The 14,376-nt window shown below is 71.5% G+C and carries 14 protein-coding genes; 9 read left to right on the forward strand and 5 right to left on the reverse strand.

Annotated features, from left to right (window positions below):
- Window positions 1–59: 59 nt before the first annotated feature.
- Window positions 60–1,229, forward strand: a complete 1,170-nt coding sequence (gene wecB / locus ACFPM7_RS06215; protein ID WP_378244758.1) for a non-hydrolyzing UDP-N-acetylglucosamine 2-epimerase — start codon at window positions 60–62, stop codon at window positions 1,227–1,229.
- Here wecB and ACFPM7_RS06220 read toward each other — a convergent pair.
- The 3 genes from ACFPM7_RS06220 to ACFPM7_RS06230 are packed head-to-tail and all read right to left on the reverse strand — an operon-like array spanning window position 1,193 to window position 4,102.
- Complete coding sequence (locus ACFPM7_RS06220; protein WP_378244760.1) at window positions 1,193–2,485, reverse strand: NAD(P)-binding protein; 1,293 nt, start codon at window positions 2,483–2,485, stop codon at window positions 1,193–1,195. The genes wecB and ACFPM7_RS06220 overlap by 37 nt on opposite strands.
- A gap of 25 nt (window positions 2,486–2,510) precedes the next feature.
- On the reverse strand, window positions 2,511–3,317 hold the full coding sequence (locus ACFPM7_RS06225) for a glycosyltransferase family 8 protein (protein ID WP_378244762.1): 807 nt from the start codon (window positions 3,315–3,317) through the stop codon (window positions 2,511–2,513).
- 14 nt (window positions 3,318–3,331) lie between these two features.
- Window positions 3,332–4,102 (reverse strand): CYTH domain-containing protein, encoded by a 771-nt coding sequence (locus ACFPM7_RS06230; protein WP_378244764.1) that lies wholly within the window; start codon window positions 4,100–4,102, stop codon window positions 3,332–3,334.
- Window positions 4,103–4,555: 453 nt separating this feature from the next.
- On the opposite strand from ACFPM7_RS06230, the gene ACFPM7_RS06235 reads away from it, so the two are divergent.
- From ACFPM7_RS06235 to ACFPM7_RS06250, 4 genes are all read left to right on the forward strand, one after another.
- Window positions 4,556–5,050 (forward strand): SixA phosphatase family protein, encoded by a 495-nt coding sequence (locus ACFPM7_RS06235; RefSeq protein ID WP_378244766.1) that lies wholly within the window; start codon window positions 4,556–4,558, stop codon window positions 5,048–5,050.
- A 60-nt stretch (window positions 5,051–5,110) separates the two neighbouring features.
- Window positions 5,111–6,019, forward strand: coding sequence for an aldo/keto reductase (locus ACFPM7_RS06240; RefSeq protein ID WP_378244768.1), 909 nt, complete (start codon window positions 5,111–5,113; stop codon window positions 6,017–6,019).
- A gap of 147 nt (window positions 6,020–6,166) precedes the next feature.
- On the forward strand, window positions 6,167–6,577 hold the full coding sequence (locus tag ACFPM7_RS06245) for a BLUF domain-containing protein (RefSeq protein WP_378244770.1): 411 nt from the start codon (window positions 6,167–6,169) through the stop codon (window positions 6,575–6,577).
- Window positions 6,578–6,605: 28 nt separating this feature from the next.
- Window positions 6,606–6,953, forward strand: coding sequence for a GlsB/YeaQ/YmgE family stress response membrane protein (locus ACFPM7_RS06250; protein WP_378244772.1), 348 nt, complete (start codon window positions 6,606–6,608; stop codon window positions 6,951–6,953).
- 8 nt (window positions 6,954–6,961) lie between these two features.
- Here the strand turns inward: ACFPM7_RS06250 and ACFPM7_RS06255 are convergent, their stop codons facing one another.
- On the reverse strand, window positions 6,962–8,830 hold the full coding sequence (locus ACFPM7_RS06255; RefSeq protein WP_378244774.1) for an ABC1 kinase family protein: 1,869 nt from the start codon (window positions 8,828–8,830) through the stop codon (window positions 6,962–6,964).
- Between the two features lie 106 nt (window positions 8,831–8,936).
- Window positions 8,937–10,157, reverse strand: coding sequence for a cytochrome P450 (locus tag ACFPM7_RS06260; RefSeq protein ID WP_378244776.1), 1,221 nt, complete (start codon window positions 10,155–10,157; stop codon window positions 8,937–8,939).
- Between the two features lie 428 nt (window positions 10,158–10,585).
- Here ACFPM7_RS06260 and ACFPM7_RS06265 point away from each other — a divergent pair, with 428 nt between their 5' ends.
- The 4 genes from ACFPM7_RS06265 to ACFPM7_RS06280 all read left to right on the forward strand — a co-directional run bounded on the left by ACFPM7_RS06265 (window position 10,586) and on the right by ACFPM7_RS06280 (window position 14,320).
- Complete coding sequence (locus tag ACFPM7_RS06265) at window positions 10,586–11,896, forward strand: glycosyltransferase (protein WP_378245031.1); 1,311 nt, start codon at window positions 10,586–10,588, stop codon at window positions 11,894–11,896.
- A gap of 102 nt (window positions 11,897–11,998) precedes the next feature.
- On the forward strand, window positions 11,999–12,322 hold the full coding sequence (locus ACFPM7_RS06270) for a LysR family transcriptional regulator (protein WP_378244778.1): 324 nt from the start codon (window positions 11,999–12,001) through the stop codon (window positions 12,320–12,322).
- A gap of 103 nt (window positions 12,323–12,425) precedes the next feature.
- Entirely contained in the window at window positions 12,426–13,673 is a 1,248-nt protein-coding gene (locus ACFPM7_RS06275) for a sensor histidine kinase (RefSeq protein ID WP_378244780.1), read from the forward strand.
- On the forward strand, window positions 13,670–14,320 hold the full coding sequence (locus tag ACFPM7_RS06280) for a response regulator transcription factor (protein WP_378244782.1): 651 nt from the start codon (window positions 13,670–13,672) through the stop codon (window positions 14,318–14,320). The genes ACFPM7_RS06275 and ACFPM7_RS06280 overlap by 4 nt, the downstream gene beginning before the upstream one ends.
- Window positions 14,321–14,376 lie beyond the last annotated feature (56 nt).

Consider the following 14,376-nt stretch of genomic DNA (forward strand, 5'->3'; position numbering starts at 1 on the left):
TCGAACACCGTCTGGGGCACCGATCTGGGGCGCGGCAAAGGCCGCCATGAGGAATGGATATGTCCACAGTGGCTATTACAGTTGGCGGCGACCACCGGCGAGTGGCCATCGTGCTGGGCACCCGGCCGGAGTCGATCAAACTCGCTGGTGTGATCAAACTCTTGGGGCCAGGCGCGGTGGTGGTGCACACCAGTCAGCACCATCACCGGTCCCTGTCGGGGGAAGTGCACCGCACGCTCGGTCTGCGCGATGCCCAGTGGGAGCACCTGGGAATCGTCGACGACCGGCGCGGAGCGCAACTCGGCAGGGCCGTGGCGGCACTGGACCGGGTGTTCACCACGACCCGGCCCTGGTCGGTCATCGTCCAAGGGGACACGACCTCCGCGGTGGCCGGGGCACTGGCGGCCAACGCCAACGACCTGCCACTGGTCCACGTCGAGGCGGGACTGCGCAGTTTCGACCGCCGGATGCCCGAAGAACACAACAGGGTGGTCATCGACCACTTGGCCGACCTGTGCTGCGCGCCGACACCGCTCAACCGGCAGAACCTGGTGCGCGAGGGCATCGACCCGGCGCGTATAGCGGTGACCGGCAACACGGTCGTGGAGGCGGTGCTGTCGATGCTGCCGCCGCGGCCCGAGCGCCACGACCTGGTCCGTGCGAGGGGAGTGGTGCCCGGCGACTACGTCCTGGCCACCTTGCACCGACCGGAGAACGTCGATGACCCCACGGCGCTTAGGGGCGTCCTGACCGCGCTGGGCAGCCTGCCCGCGCCCGTGGTGCTGCCCCTGCACCCAAGGACGGCGGCCCGGGTGGAGCAGCACGGGCTCACCCCGCTGCTCGGCCCGCTGCGCGTGACGAACCCTCTTGAGTACCGGGAGATGCTGGCCATGGCCAAGGAGTGCGCGTTGCTGCTGACCGACTCCGGCGGTCTGCAAGAGGAAGCCACGGTGCTGCGGTGCCCGTTCGTTGTGGTGCGGCGCAGCACCGAGCGCCCGGAGAGCGAGGGCACGTTCGGGGTGCGGGTGCCCACAGCGGCGGAACTGGCGCCGGTGGCGCGCCGGTGGCTGGCCGATGCCAAGCGGCGTCGCGCCGAACTGCGGTCGCTGCCGAGCCCGTTCGGCGACGGCACGGCGTCGCGACGTGTGGTGGACTTGCTTGACAGCCTCCTCGCAGCGCGAGCCGCGCCCGGTCACAGCTGGTCCGCGAGCACCGCGCCGATGACGTGATGGGTCAGCGCGAGTGTGGTCAGGGTCGGATTGGCCGCCCCCGCGCGCGGGAACAGGCAGGGCCCGACCACATAGGCGTCGGGCGCCGCGCGAAGCCTGCCGTCGTCGTCCACCAGCTCCCCGCCCACCGGCAGGCCGCAGCTCTCGTGGTCGAGCTCACCGATCCCGGCGCGGTAGCCGATCGCGACGCCTGGTTCGCGCCGAGCCCGCCGCGATGCGGCGTCGAAGTCGAGACCGGCCCACCGCGGTGCGGAGAAGCCCAGCCGCGCCGCCGCGTCGTCGAGCAGGCGTCGCTGCCGCGCTTCGACGTCGTCGAGCCGGTGGCGGGCCCGCGCGTCGAGCGCCACGGCCCCGCCGCTGAGCACGCTGGCCGCGTCCGGGGGCTGCTCGCCCATCGCCCACGCGTCGATCATCGTCCCACCGTCGACGGCGCCGGACTCCACGAACAGGTTCGACCCCGCCGACCTGTGGAAGCCCGCGTACGCCGAAGCGTCGACGGTGTCGTGCTCGCCGCCGGGGCCGAACACCAGGAAGCCCGATGCGACGTGGTCGACGATCTTCGCGGCCTGGTCCGCGCCGGTCAATCCGGCCACCAGCCGGACGTTCTCGAAGACACCCGCGGCGAAGATGACGCCGTCGACCACCAGCTCGTGCGCCGGGCCGCGCAGCACGAACCCGCGGCCCGGTCTCCGCACGACCGAGGTCACCTGGCGGTCCGGGCGGATCCGAGCGGCGGACAGCTCGGCGATCGGGGAGTAGGCCGACCACCCGCCGTCGGAGAAGCGCACCGCTCGCGGCGTCGCGGTGGCTGAGTAGCCCGCCGCGGAAAGGGTCTGCACCAAGCGCTGCTCCGTGGCCGACCTGGCCGCGGCCAGCGGGCGGCCGACCCACCGGGCCAGGGTCTCCTCGGCCGCTCCGTAGTGCTCTGACAGCAGTGCCTCCCGCGGACCGTCCGGCCAGGACGCGAGTGCTTCGGGCTCGATCCGCAGGCAGATCCCGCGCCAGTACAGCCCACGACCGCCGACCCTCGACCGGTATCCGGCGGTGGGGGCGTAGGGCGACGACGCGCCGATGTCGAAGGCGCGGAAGGACGGGTCTTCGCGCGGGTTCTCCAGGTGCGCGGTGCGCTCGTCGGAGCCGACGTGTCGCACCCCCAGGTTCGGCCCGCGTTCGACCAGGACGTGCTCGACACCGTGGAGCTGGAGCAGTCGCGCCGCCGCCGCGCCGCTGAGCCCCGATCCGACTACCGCCAACATCGCTACCCCCGCGCCGCTCGCGTGCTTACCGGTCTTGGCCCAGGTCGGGCAGCTCACCCCGGATTCCGTGCCACGCTTCCCCGCACCAGATGTCCGCGGTGTTCCAGGGCTTCTTGCTGCCCGCCCAGTGCAGAACCTTGGCCTGCCGCAACATCTCCGCATACCGCTCGCGTCGCGACGGTGAGCGGAAGAAGTACGTCTCCACGTTGTATACGACCGGGATCGGGGTGATCCTGTCGGCCATGACCGCGTTGATGGCGTCCTGGTCCTGACGCTCGGATCGCCATCGCTGGACGTAGGCCACGCAGGCCTCGGTGAACCGCAGGCGCCGCAGCGCGGGGAGCTCCATGACCAGGACACCGGAGTTGAAGTACAGCGTGTCGTAGGAGAAGTCCCACGGTCCGCCGTCGAGGCCCTTGCGGCACCAGTGGAAGGGATCGGTGGGTTCCACGACCGCGCCGAGCGGGCGGCCGCCCAGGTCCAGCGTCGCCACCGGCGTGAGGTCGCCGACGACCACGGTGTCCGCGTCCAGGTAGAGCAGCCGCTCGACCGATTCGTCAACCAGGTGGGGCAGGGCCAGCCTGCCGTACGCGGAACTGGAGATGTAGCGCTGCGCAGGCAGTTCCAAGATCCAGTCCGGGACCTCCAGGAAGACGACCTCGCACCCCGCGACATCGGCGCAGGCGGCCGTGACGAGGTCGTGCACCCGATCCCGCGGGCCTGGGCACATGATCCAGAATGTGACCGCCGTGTCCCGCGCGAGGGTCTTCGCCAGTGACCGCACCACGACCGCCGCGGGCGTGGAGTACCCGCGGTCGAAGCTCAGCGCCACATCGAGCTTGGCCGCTATCGTCCCGCTCCGATGCGCAACCCGTCGAGCGCCGCCTGGTACTTGCTGCGCCGCAGCACCTCGACGCCGAGTTCGTCGGTGAGCACCGCCGCCAAGCGCCGCACCGCCTCCACCGAACCCGCCTCGTCGTCCACGCTGCGCCCATCGGACTCAAGCTCGTAGTTGTCGATGGCGAACTCGGCTTGCCTGCGTGCCGTCCAGTCCGCCCCGCCGTTGGCCAACAGGAACAGGGCTCCATCGGTGTCGCACGCGCTGGCCAGACCGCGGTCCCAGACCAGGCCGACGTAGTTGTTCTGGCGGTCGTCCAGCCTGCCCGCCCGCACCGACCAACCCCGGCGGGACGTCTCGATCTGCACGATGGGCACGAGCCGCAGGTCGGCTCCGCCGCCGAGCGCCTCCACCGCGAGTGACCAGGCCAGCCCGGGCACCACCCCGGTAGCGAAGCGCTGCGCCTCCTCGACGGACACCTGGGTGATCACCTCGCGGCGGTCGACGAAGTCCTTTTCGGACTCTACTTCCCCGTCCTTGTAGTTGGCCGTCCAGCCCTTGTTGACCCGGCGCTTGCGGAAACGGAGGCAGGAGCCCGTTCTGGCGAGGGCGAGGTCGGGTGTGTCGAAGTAGATGTCCTGCACGGTCCGCGGCTGGAACTGCACGAGGTGCCATCCCTGCCGCACCTCGCGCCTGCACACGTCGAGCACGTCCTCCAAGTCCCTGTCGGTCGCGAACTTGAACTCCCGTTCGCGGTCATCCGACTGCTCCTTCGACATGCGCACGGCCTCCTGGTGGTAGCGGTGGATTCGTGATCCGGACGGATCGGACACTGCTCGTCGCGGCTGAGCGCGGTTGATGTTTCGGAGCCCCAGTAGATCCTCGCATCGACCATCATGACAATGAGATGGCGTTGCGGCAAGTAGAAGGCGTCATCCACTGCGACACCGATGGATCGGAGAACGCGTTCACCTGATCGGCCCGCGACTTCCGTCGAATGGGAAGATCGGGTGAAACTCGACCATCCCGCAGCGCGTGGCGCGCGCTGCGGAGAACGGCTATCCGAAGCCTCTCACGTGCGACAACGGGCGAAGCTGGCCTGATCCGCGGCTCTGGATTCAGACCGGTCTCCCCGCGTCCGGCGAACCGCGCCGTCTCCGTCGCGGTGCTACGGTCGAAGACATAGGGATGATTGCTGGCCGGAATTGAACCTTTCCCCAAGGCGGTCCTTTATGGACGATTCAGCGCGCTGGCTCGTCATTGTCCGGCACGCCAAATCGACGCGACCGGAACTGGCCGAAGACGGTGTGCGGCCACTGGCCGAACGAGGAGAGCGCGACGCCGCCGTGGCCGGGCGGTGGCTCCAGCAGAACGCGAGCACCCTCGACCTCGCTGTCTGCTCGCCCGCGGTGCGGGCGCGGCAGACGTGGGAGCGGGCGGCGCTCGAACTGGCCGAACCCCCCCACGTGTCCTACGACCGGCGCCTCTACTCCAACTCCCAGGAAGCGCTGTGGGATCTCGCCCGGACACTTCCTCGATCCGCCAGGGCGGTGGCCCTGATCGGGCACAATCCCGAGCTGGAGGACTTCGTGTCGCTGGCGACCGGGGCGCCCCGCCAGCTCAAGACCTCGGCGATCGCTGTGCTGTCCGTCGCCACCGCCTGGGCCGATCTGGCCCCCGGCGCCGCGAGCGTTGCCGCGCTCGTCGTGCCGCGCCACGGGCCTTGACCCGGAGTGGCGGGCGCCCACCTCGCCTTCCCCGCTTTCGATCGGAGTCATGTGACGGGCTTGAGCAGCGGGCAGGACGTTCCTTTCGTCCTGGGGACCGGATCTGTCGAGAACGAGGACGCCTACGCCGTGCTCGACGCGTACTTCGCCGCGGGCGGGCGCTACCTGGACACGGCCCGGGTCTACGGGCGGGCCGAGGCCGTAGTCGGTTCCTGGCTGGCCGATCGCGGTGTGCGCGGTGATGTCGTGCTGCTCGTCAAAGGCGGGCATCCGGACTCCCGGTGGCGACCTCGGCTGAGCCGGGCCGCGGTGTTCGATGACGCGCGGGCCAGCCTCGATGACCTCGGGGTCGACTCGGTCGACTCCTACCTGCTGCACCGCGACGACCCCGGACAGCCCGTCGACGCCATCGCCGCGGTGCTGACCGAGCTGGTGGAGTCCGGGATCGCGCGGGCGGTCGGGGTGTCGAACTGGAGCTCTGAGCGGGTTGAGCTGCTCTTGGACGCCTTGGCCCGAAACGGTGGGCCACCGGTCTCCTGGGTCAGCAACTACTTCGGCCTCGCCACCGTGGCCGCGCCCTCGCCCTACCCCGGTGTCCGGTCGGCCGTCCCGTCCCTGGTCGACCTCGCCCGGCGGTCGGGCTTCCCGGTCCTGGCTTGGAGCGGGCTGTCGTCCGGCTACTTCGACGGGCGCCGGGCGGCGATCTTCGAGTCCGCCGCCAACGCCGCCCGGCGCGATGTCCTGCGATCGGTGGCCGAGCGCCACGGCGCCTCGCCTACGGCCGTCCTGGCTCGCTGGATGAGCACCCGACCCGCCATCGTGGCGGTGTTCGGCAGCGCTGACGCCGACCACGTGGTGGAACTCATCTCCGCCGCCCGCGACCCCCGGCTCGACGACCCGGTCGCGGACCTCGTGTCCACCCTGGGCGAGGCGATGGACGACATAGGCGACTTCCCGCCTGGAGCCTGACTGTTCGAGGACTTCGCTGTGCGGTTCATGTGGGCGGGGACTAAGATCCGCGTCGAACTGCTTGCCGCACGGGGGAGCACGGGTCGTCGGTGCGGGCGGTCGCGGCGGCTCCGCTGTCGGGGGCTCGCCGATCCACGAAGGACCGTTGTGCTCTACACCTTGATCTACTCCAGTGTGGCCGCTGTCCCGATGGACGACGACGAGGTGGAGGTCCTGCTGGGCCGCTGCCAGGAGCGCAACGCCGCCGACGGGGTGACCGGGCTGCTCGTGCACGTCAGGCTCGGCCGCGACCGGGCGGCGTTCATCCAGGTGCTGGAAGGGCGGCGGGAAGCGGTGGAGAGCACCTTCGCCCGGATCGAGCGCGACGAGCTGCACGAGGACGTGACCGTGCTGACCCGTTCCCCGCTTGAGGTCGCCCGCTTCCACGAGTGGTCGATGAAATTCGCGGCCGTGGACGAGCCTGGTTTGGGCAAGCTCGCCGACGGGCGCCCCACCGTCGCGCTGCTGCGTGACCGGGAGATGGTGGAGCGGGTGATCACCGCACTCGGCGGGCGCTGACGCCCGACTCGGCAGGGAGGGCGCGTGGGTGACGCCCGAAATGGGTACTTTGGTGGCGACAGGGTCCGTGCTCGCGCGGATCGATCCGCACGACCCGTTCCGTAAGGGGATCACCGTGATCGGCTTCATCGTCGCCGGACTCATCATTGGGGCGCTTGCCCGGCTCATCAAGCCCGGCAAGCAGAACCTTGGCCTGGTCGCCACCCTGCTCCTGGGCCTGGTGGGCTCGGTGATCGGCGGCACCATCGCCAACCTGCTGGGCACCGGGGACATCATGGAACTCAACGTCCTGGGCTTCATCCTCGCCGTGGTGGCGTCGGTGCTGCTGATCGGGGTCGCGGAGACCCTCAGCAGCCGTCAGCGCAGCCGTCGCTGACTCGCTGGTCAGTGCTTCGCCCTGGCAGGCAGGAACCGGGCGCGGAGGGCGAGGAAGGCACAGGTGGCCAGGACGGCGACGCTGGTGATGATGACCAGGTGGGGGCCGGTGGCGGGGCCGCCGCCGTAGTCGAGCAGCAGGGCGCCGCCGCCAGTGGCGGCGGCGAGCAGGACCGCGGCGGCCTGGCCGCCGAACCGGCGTTTCGGGGTGGCGGGTTCCGGCGGTGGGGCGGGTCGTGGCGCCGGATCGGTCATGGCGCGCAGGACCTGGCCGGGCACCCGGGTCATGGCGGGCACCAGGGCGAGCAGGTCGCGGACGGACTCCATGCCCAGGTGCCACCGCAGGTCGCGGCAGACCGCCGCACGCGCCTGGGCCATCATGTCGAACTCGGGGTCCAGCTGCTCCAGGGTTCCGCACAGGGTCGCCATCGCGCGGAACACCGCGCCCAGCTCGGTGGTGGTGGGCAGGCCGACGCGGACGGCCAGGCGCAGCAGCTCGGCGAAGGCGCTCGCGCCGAAGCGGGTGCCTGGCGCGCAGTGGTGGGCGAGGAACTGCTCCAGTTCGCGGTCGAACAGGGCTTCGTCGACGTCCTGGGAGGCGGCGGTGCAGCGCAGCATGGCCACGCGCAGAGCGGCGGCGTCCTGGCGTTCGACGGCCTGCAGCGCCCTGGCCAGCGCGGCGCGGGCCGACCTTCCCAGCCTGCCGACGCAGCCGAAGTCCACGATGGCGAGGGAGCTATCGCGCAGCAGCAGGATGTTGCCGGGGTGCGGGTCGACGTGGAAGACGCCCTCGACCAGCATCTGCCGCAGGACGCTGCGCAGCAGGGTGCGGCCCAGCTCGGTGCGGTCGATCCCGCGCCGGTCCAGCTCGGCGTCGGCCGCGCCCAGCGGAACGCCGTCGAGCAGCTCCATCACCAGCACCCGCCGGGCGCACAGCGCCGGGTGCGCCCGCGGGACGCGCAGCTCGCGCTCGCGGGCGCCGATGGCGGCCATGTTGCGGGCCTCGACCCGGAAGTCCAGCTCGTCGTGCATGGCCTGGGCGAACCCGGCGGCCATGTCGACCAGGCGCAGCGAGTGGCCGAACCTGGTGCGCGACTGCAGCACACCGGCCAGCTCGCCGATGATCTCCAGGTCCCGCTCGATGGTGGGCTGGATGCCGGGCCGCTGCACCTTGACGGCGACCTCCGTCCCGTCGCGCAGCCGCGCCCGGTGCACCTGGGCGATGGAAGCCGCGGCCATCGGCTCCGGGTCGAACTCGGCGAACACCTCCGCGAGCGGAGCGCCCAGCTGCTCGGCCAGCAGCCGCTGCACCGTGGCCCACGGCGCGGGCGTCACCCGGTACTGCAGGCGGTCCAGTTCGGCGATGAACTCCGCGGGCAGCAGCCGGTTGCGCACCGACGGCACCTGCCCGAGCTTGACGAAGGTCGGCCCGCTCTCCTCCAGGGCCAGCCGCAGCGACCGGGCCAGCCGGGCGCGGCGCGACGCCCGAACCCCGATCCCGGCTTCCTTCCGGGTGAGCAGCGCGCCGACGGCCCGCCGGGCCGCGATGCCCGCGATCTGGGCGTACCGGCGCAGCCTGCGCAGCCTGCCGCGCGCCCGGACCCTGGTCCGCCTGCTCGGCACGAGCAGTTCGGCGCAGGCGAGCAGCGCCATCGTCAGCACCAGCGAGCCCGCCACCTGGGCCGCGGTGATCGCGGCCCCGTCGTCGCCGCCCGCGGTGGCGACCGCGCGCACGGCGATCATCGCCGCGATGGCGGCCAAGGCGGTGCGGGCGAACCCGACCCCGGCCCCCAGCAGGAGGCGCGCGGTCGCGGTCAGCCCCGCCGCGCTGGCCACGACGCCGACCGACACGATCGCCGCCGTGCTCGTCAGGTCCATGTGTCCAGGATCTCCATCGCCGCGGCGCGACGCCTCACGCGCCGGTCTCCCGTTCGTCCCTCCCGGGAGGGAGTTCGGCCCGCGAGGTTCGGTACCGGGGGTCGGATCAGCGGCGCGGCGGCAGGTGCAGCCGGGCCGACTCGAAGCCCCAGATCAGGTTCGACCGCATCCGCTTCGGCGGGGCCACCGCTTCGGCCCGCTCCACACGCTGTACCAGGGCGCTGAACATGACCTCCAGCTCCTTGCCCGCCAGCGCCGCGCCCAGGCAGAAGTGCGCGCCCTGGGCGAAGGCGAGGTGCTTGGCCGACGCCGTGGCGGTCTCGAACCTGGTGATGTCGAAGGAGTCCGGGTCGGTGAAGACCCGCTCGTCGCGGTTGCCCGCCGCCAGGAACAGCGCGACCTGCTCTCCTGGCTCGATCCGCTGCCCGGCCAGTTCGCCCGCGGCGGTCGCGGTGCGCAGCACGTGCAGCGCGGGGCTGCTGTGGCGCAGGATCTCCTGCACGGCCGAGCCGAGCAGCTCCGGCCGCTGTCGCAGCAGGTCCCACTGCTCGGGGTGGTCGATGAAGGCGAGCATCCCGCCGACGGTGGCGTGCCGGGTGGTCTCGTTGCCGCCGGAGATCAGGCCGTCGCAGTTGAGGTAGATCTCCTCATCGCTCAGCGGGACGCCGTCGACCCGGCCTTTGACCAGCGCGGTGACGATGTCGTCGCCGGGTTCGCGCCTGCGCCGGGCCGCCAGCTCCTCGTAGTAGCTCAGCAGGTCCACGTGCGCCTCGGCCACCGCGAGCGGGTCGGCGGGCTCGCTGGCGGCGCCGAAGGCGGTGCGGGTGCGGTCGAGCATGAACGCCCAGTCCTGGCGCGGCACGCCGAGCATGTCGCAGATGACCGACACCGGCAGCCACGAGGCGATCTCGGTGAACTCGCACGGTTCGTCGCCGATCGCGCGGTCGAGCAGGTCGGCGACGGTGGCGCGCATGGTGTTCTCCAGCCGGTGCACCATGCGCGGGGTGAAGGCGGAGTTGATGATCCGGCGCAGCGCGCCGTGCCGGGGCGGGTCGGTGACGATCAGCATCCGGCCCGCGGACATGGCGGTGGCCCTGGGGTCGTGGTCCAGGCGCATGCCCTGCTCGGAGCCGTAGCCCGCGGAGTCCTTGAGGACGGCCACGATCTCCTGGTGGCCGAGCACGGCCCAGAAGTCCCCCGCGGGCCGGCGCACCCGGTGCACCGGGGAGAGCGCCAGGGCCCGCGCCCACGCCCGTTCCGCGCCGCCGCCGCGGTAGAGGTCGGGATCGGAGAAGTCCACAGCGGTTTCGGCGTCGAGCATTGTCATTGAGCCTGTCCTCCCCAGTGGCGTACGCGTCCGCCATTACACCGGAGCGGGCGGTCCCGCCGACGGGTGAATTGAACTTTTGATGGTGTGATCGGCGAACGAGTCCGTTTGTGGTCACGACGATCCCGGGGAGGCCGTTCGTCCGGTTCGTCCCCGAACGAGCTTCATCTTTCCGTGAACGGACTACGATTTCGACCCGAACGGAGTAACTCGGGGGTAGCATCGTGGGGTCCACGCTGGGGTGACGCCTTGCCCTCCGTGATGGTCGTCGCTAGCTTGGGGGATGTTATAAGTCACCCGGATAGCGGCCCGATTGGGCGGCTTCGCGAATGTGCTTATTGCCCGAGGGGTGGGCTTCCTTTCGTGACGGCTGTGGCTTCGCCGTGCCCGTGGGGGTGGTGGCGGTGAAGGGAGCAACATTGAAGACGGTGATTTACGCCTACGGAAGTCGCGGTGATGTGCAGCCCTACCTCGCGCTGGCGAGGGCGCTGGTCCACGCGGGCCACGACGCCGTGCTGAGCGCGCCGAAGACCTACGAGTCGTTCGCCGCCGAGCACGGGGTCGCCTTCTCCCCGCGCGACGACGAGTACCTGCGGCTGCTGGACGACCCGGAGGTGCGGGAGGTCCAGCAGCGCGCCGACCGGGCCAAGGGCAACGACAAGGAACTGCAGGAGAAGGTCGACCGGGTCCGGGCCCGCAAGAACGAGATCGTGCGCCGCGCCTACCCGGTCATGCTCGACGACCTCGCGGACGCCGCCGACGGGGCCGACCTGGTCGTGCACCAGTACAGCGGGATCGACCAGGCCCACCACGTCGCCGAGCGCCTCGACGTCCCCTCGGTGCTGGCGGTGCAGCACCCCAACTTCGTGCCCTCGTGGCACTACCCGAGCGTCGCGGCCAAGCCGGGGGCGCGCCTGCCCCGGCTGCTCAACCGGCTCAGCCACCTGCCGACCAGGGACGCGATCTCCGGTGAGGCGAAGAGGATGGTGGACGACTGGCGGGTCAACCGCCTCGGCCTACCCGCCAGAAGAGGACACCACAACCGGCTGAGACGCCCCGACGGGTCCGCGGTTCCCGTGCTCCACGCCTTCAGCGAGCATTTCGTCCCCCCGGCGCCGGACTGGCCGGAAACCGTGCACACCACCGGGTTCTGGTTCCTGCCCGGTTCCCCGGACTGGACGCCCCCGCCGGAGCTGGCCCGGTTCCTCGCCGAGGGCGAGCCGCCCATCGCCGTCGGCTTCGGCAGCCTGGTCGGCCCGGACGCCGCGCTCTCGGGCCGCGTCGTGGCCGAGGCGGTCCGCGCCGCCGGGGTGCGGGCGGTCATCGTCACCGGATGGGGCGGCATCCGCGTCGAAGACCCCGGCGACGATCTGCTCGTGATCGAGCAGGCCCCCTACGACTGGCTGTTCCCCCGTGTGCGGGCCGCCGTGCACGCGGGCGGCATCGGCACCATCAGCGCCGCCCTGGTGGCGGGCATCGCCCAGGTCGCGTGCCCGTTCCACCCCGAGCAGGCAGGCTGGAGCCACCTGCTGCACCGGCACGGGGCCGCTCCCGAGCCGATCCGCCAGCGCGACCTCGACCCGGCCCGCCTGAGCGCGGCCATCACCCGGGTCCTCGCCACGCCGTCCTACGGCGCGGCCTCCGCCGCGATCGGCGCCCGCGTGCGCGCCGAGTCCGGCACCGCCACCGCCGTGGGCATCCTCGAACGCATCGCGGGCGGCGTGCCCGCCGCGGCCTGATGGACGCCCACCCTGACCTCGCCGAACCCGTCGTCCCCGCGATGACGCCGATGGCGGCCACCGCTTCCACCACACGAGAAACCGCACCACAACCTGGGGGTCATGATGCATGAGCGTGAACTGAGGGCATTCGCCTTAATCGCCGAGATCGGCCGGATGGACATGGCGGCCAAGCACCTCGGCTACTCCCAACCGGCCATCAGCTACCAGATCAAGTGCTTGGAGCAGTCGCTGCGCGCCAAGCTCCTCATCCGCAACACCCTGGGCGCCCGGCTGACCCCCGAGGGCCGGATGATCCTGCCCTCGGTCAAGGCCGTGCTCGCCCTGCTCGACGGGATGAAGGAGGTCTCCGCGCCCGCGAAGGCCGCCCCGGAGCACCCGGTCCCGTCGCAGGCCGTGCCGGGGCGCGCCATCGCGGCGAAGTAGTCCGACCGGGTCACTCCGGGGAGGGAAGCCGGGAGCTCCTCGACACTCCCGTTCCCACCTCAGAGGGACGCGGCCCTCGGGGCCATCTGCGACGATCTAGGTCATGAGGGGCATGTGGGGGCGGGTGTTCGACCGCACGACCTACCAGCGCTGGGTGTACCTGGTGCTGGGCGGCGCCCTGTCCTTCCCCTCGGTCCTGTTCACCTTCATCGTCGTGCCCGCGGTCTTCCCCGACATCGGCAGCACCGCCGCGACGGTGCTGATCGGGCTGGCTTTCGGCCTCCTGGTCACGGTGGCGGCCACGGTCCTGCCCTCGATCCGGGTGCTGGAGGGCGCCGCCGTGCGGGCGCTGCTCGACGACCCGGTGCCCGGGGCGAGCTACACCGCCACCCGGCACTGGCCGACCCGCCTGCGCGCCAGCGCCATGTTCCTGCTGCACGTGGCGCTGGGCGCGGTGGTCAGCGCCTGCACCCTGATGCTGCCGGTCGTCATCGTCTCCGGTGTCGCCGCGCCGTTCACCGGCGCCATCGGCCTGGCGGGCGACCCGATCCGGGTGCCGCTCGGCTGGGCCAGCGCCTGGATCGCGCTGGTGCCGGTGGCCGCGCTGCTGGTGCTGGTGGTCATGGTCCGGGTGGCGGGCGGGCTGCTGCGCCGCGCGGCCGTGGTCCTGCTCGGGGTGCCGATGTCCGAGCGGCTGGCGCAGCTGGAGCGCAAGGCCGAGCGGCTGGAGCAGCGCAACCGGCTGGCCAGGGAACTGCACGACTCGGTCGGGCACGCGCTCAGCGTCATCAACCTGCAGGCGGGCGCGGCGCGCATGTCCCTCAGCGCCCAGGTGGGTGAGGCGCCCGCGCTGGAGAAGTCGCTGCGGGCCATCGAGGGCTCGTGCCTGGCGGCGATGGACGACCTCGACTACGTGCTGGGGCTGCTGCGCGACGAACCGGCCGAGCACAACCCGCAGGCGACGTTGACGCAGCTCCCCGACCTGCTGGAGACGACCCGCCTGGCGGGGGCCGAGGTCGCCGCCGAGGTGAGCGGCGACCCCGCCGCGCTGCCCGCGACGGTGTCCCGGCAGGCTTACCGCATCGTGCAGGAGTGCCTGACCAACGTCCTGCGGCACGCCGGGGAGGTTCCCGTGGCGGTGCGGCTGGCGGTCAGCGACCGGCGGGTGGAGCTGGACGTGGTCAACCCGGTCGGACCGGGCGCCGCCGAACGCGCGGCCCGCGCGGGCGGGGGTCAGGGCCTGCGCGGGATGGCCGAGCGGGTCGACATCCTCGGCGGCCGCTTCAGCGCGGGCCGCGAGGGCGATGAATGGAGAGTGGCTGTGTCGTTGTCCTGGGACGGGACGGCATGAGCACGAAGGTGCTGATCGTCGACGACGACGAGTTGATCAGAGCGGGTCTGCGCACCATCGTGGACACCCAGCCCGACCTCTCGGTGGTCGGCGAGGCGGGCGACGGCGTCGAGGTGCCCGGACTGGTGGCCCGGCTGCGCCCGGATGTCGTGCTGATGGACATCAGGATGCCCTCGGTCGACGGGATCAGGGCCACCGAACACCTGATGTCGGTCTCCGCGGATCCGCCGAAGGTCATCGTGGTGACCACCTTCGAGAACGACGACTACGTCTACCAGGCGCTGCGGGCCGGGGCGAGCGGCTTCGTGCTCAAGCGGTCGCGGCCGGAGAAGATCGTGCACGCCATCCGGACCGTGGTGTCGGGGGAGTACCTGCTCTACCCGGCGGGCATCCAGCGCCTCGCCGCGCGGGCCGTGCCCCAACCGCCCGCCGAGCGCGCGCACTTCGGGCTGACCGACCGCGAGGCGGAGGTGCTGAAGCTGATGGCCAACGGGCTGTCCAACACCGAGATCGCCGACCAGCTGTTCCTCGGCGTGCAGACGGTCAAGACGCACGTCGGCCGCGTGCTGTCCAAGTTGGACGCACGGGACCGGACCCAGGCCGTCATCGTGGCCTACGAGTCGGGATTCATCACGCCGCATTCCTGATTCGACACACAAAACAATCGTTCTCGCACGCATATCCACGCCCAGAGGAGAAGGGG

The sequence above is a fragment of the Actinokineospora guangxiensis genome (assembly GCF_042657845.1).
In the GTDB taxonomy this organism is placed as follows: domain Bacteria; phylum Actinomycetota; class Actinomycetes; order Mycobacteriales; family Pseudonocardiaceae; genus Actinokineospora; species Actinokineospora guangxiensis.